The organism is Oleiphilus sp. HI0043, from assembly GCF_001634935.1.
The window spans coordinates 1-1,961 of the sequence record NZ_LWEY01001718.1 but is presented as its reverse complement, the minus strand read 5'-3'; the positions used below and the strand labels follow the sequence as shown (position 1 = coordinate 1,961).

General features: G+C 39.8%; 1 protein-coding gene and 2 pseudogenes. All 3 read right to left on the bottom strand.

The genetic code is table 11. From position 1 onward, the window contains the following. Nucleotides 1–1,368, bottom strand: a 1,368-nt coding sequence (locus A3729_RS31890; protein ID WP_068634441.1) for a cytidylyltransferase domain-containing protein, incomplete at its 3' end; no start/stop codon positions are given. A gap of 220 nt (nucleotides 1,369–1,588) precedes the next feature. Then, nucleotides 1,589–1,729, bottom strand: a pseudogene (locus A3729_RS31145) (transposase domain-containing protein); the annotation flags it as partial. A gap of 32 nt (nucleotides 1,730–1,761) precedes the next feature. Continuing rightward, a pseudogene (locus A3729_RS34175) lies at nucleotides 1,762–1,961 on the bottom strand (hypothetical protein); the annotation flags it as partial.

Here is a 1,961-nt window from a genome sequence, read left to right as displayed (position 1 = left end):
ATAAACCTCAGGAAAAACATAACCCCACTTAGCTTGGATGGTAGATAGCTTTTCAACCCAATTACACTTTTCGAGATGAGAATATGAGTCATCAATAAAAAGAGCCCTCTTGATATTCATTCGTTTTATATAGTCATCCATGAACAAAGACTTGCAGCCAAATTGGTCATATGACCTCGAATCAAAAATTTCGACATCACGCAACACACCGTACTTTTCAAGAAGCGCACTGACAGTTTCTGCATCCTTCGTCGTTACAACAACAACATTCGAATTGTTATTTATTAAGTCTATGAAGCCATTAGCACCTTCATAAAAGTGATTTAAATCAAGCCATTCATCCCAGAAATGATTTCTAACAACTTGTCGCGTAGCAAAAAATCTATCCTGGAAAACCCTAGCTTCGTCTCCTGCTTCATTTGGCAACATATCTAGAAATTGGACGTCCTTCTCTTCGTCCAAACACTTTAATAGATAATAGTAATTCCACGCGGGACCAATATGACAACGCTGTTCGAGAAACCTCCTGCAATGCTCACTATTCAAGTCTACGTCAGAAAGTTTCTGAGATTTTTTAGTCGCAAGCATAGCCATAGCATATGCTTCTTTAGCCGAATCTACGATTACACCATCAAAGTCCAGAAATATAACACTCTCATTTTGAGTTTTAGACTCATTGCTCTGATAAATCCCCATTAAATCACGAGCAATTTCATAGTCTTCGTATTCATCTATATCGATGCCCGCAATCTTGGAAACACAGGACTTAAAAGGGTTCTTACCAAGAAGATACTCTTTATCAAGCATCAATGACTTAGGAGCCATATACAGCCCATTCGTTACCCTATAAATATTAGGCAGCTCCTGGCTAATGGTATGTTTCTTTGTTGCAGAATAATTGATTGGTTTTTCATCATCCCAAAAATATTCCTTGAGCAAGTTTACAGAAACCAAGCTATCGAAACTTGAAGTTTCTGGAATAACATGATCATAGTACTCACGAAACCCCTGCAAATACTCTTGAGGACTCATCAAAGGAACAACACATGTCACCCAAGCAATGTGCTCGTGCGGTATATCTTTAACGACACCAACAATGACCTCACTAAAAGTAGCTTTATGTCCGTCAGCAAGGAACTGATCGCGACGATGAACTTTTACACCCTCTTCTCGAGCAATATCCATCAGTACATCAGCCTCAGTACTAACGTATATGCTATCTTTTGACAGCACTTTCTTAAGCTGTCTTATTTTCCACGCTAACAGACTAATTTTGTCTTCACCAACCTCAAGAAGGGCCTTTTGCGAAACTCTTGAACTACCAAGTCTGACAGGTATCACTGCCGCAATATCATACTTATTAAACATTTCTCACCATTTTATAAGGTCCTATTGTCATCGAGCGACTCAGCCTCCTCTTTCTTATCACTTCGTTCATTGTAACAACAACTTAAGCCTACCAACTCCATCACCGCAACGTGACGGTATACTAAATTACAGCCCTATATAGATTATCTGATTACATCATAGAAAACGAGCCACCTAATCTTTAAGTTATACAAGATCCTTGTAAGCGTCTGGGCATTACCTATTGATCAGCCTTCCCGTTATGTGGCAATAACTCATCCAGCCGATTATTCTTATGCGACGGTAATCGGTTAAGCACATCTTTCTGATAGGCGTATGCTTCCAATCCATTCATCTTGGCGGTTTGGATTAACGACATAATTGTAATGTTTAAGGGGACGGAGGGATTATTTATTAGCCATTTTTTGGTCTCCCTCTACGCATCTGGCCAATCTTTTGCCCTGTCTTCTCGGCAACTTGGATCTTGAACCTATCGGAACCCAGCGGTTGGCAATAGTGTTCTGCTAACCGAATCCCGTGCACATCTGAGCCACTCAAGCTTTCTTTAAATAACTCACGATATTGATAGCATCTTTGCTCTATATCACTGCCTA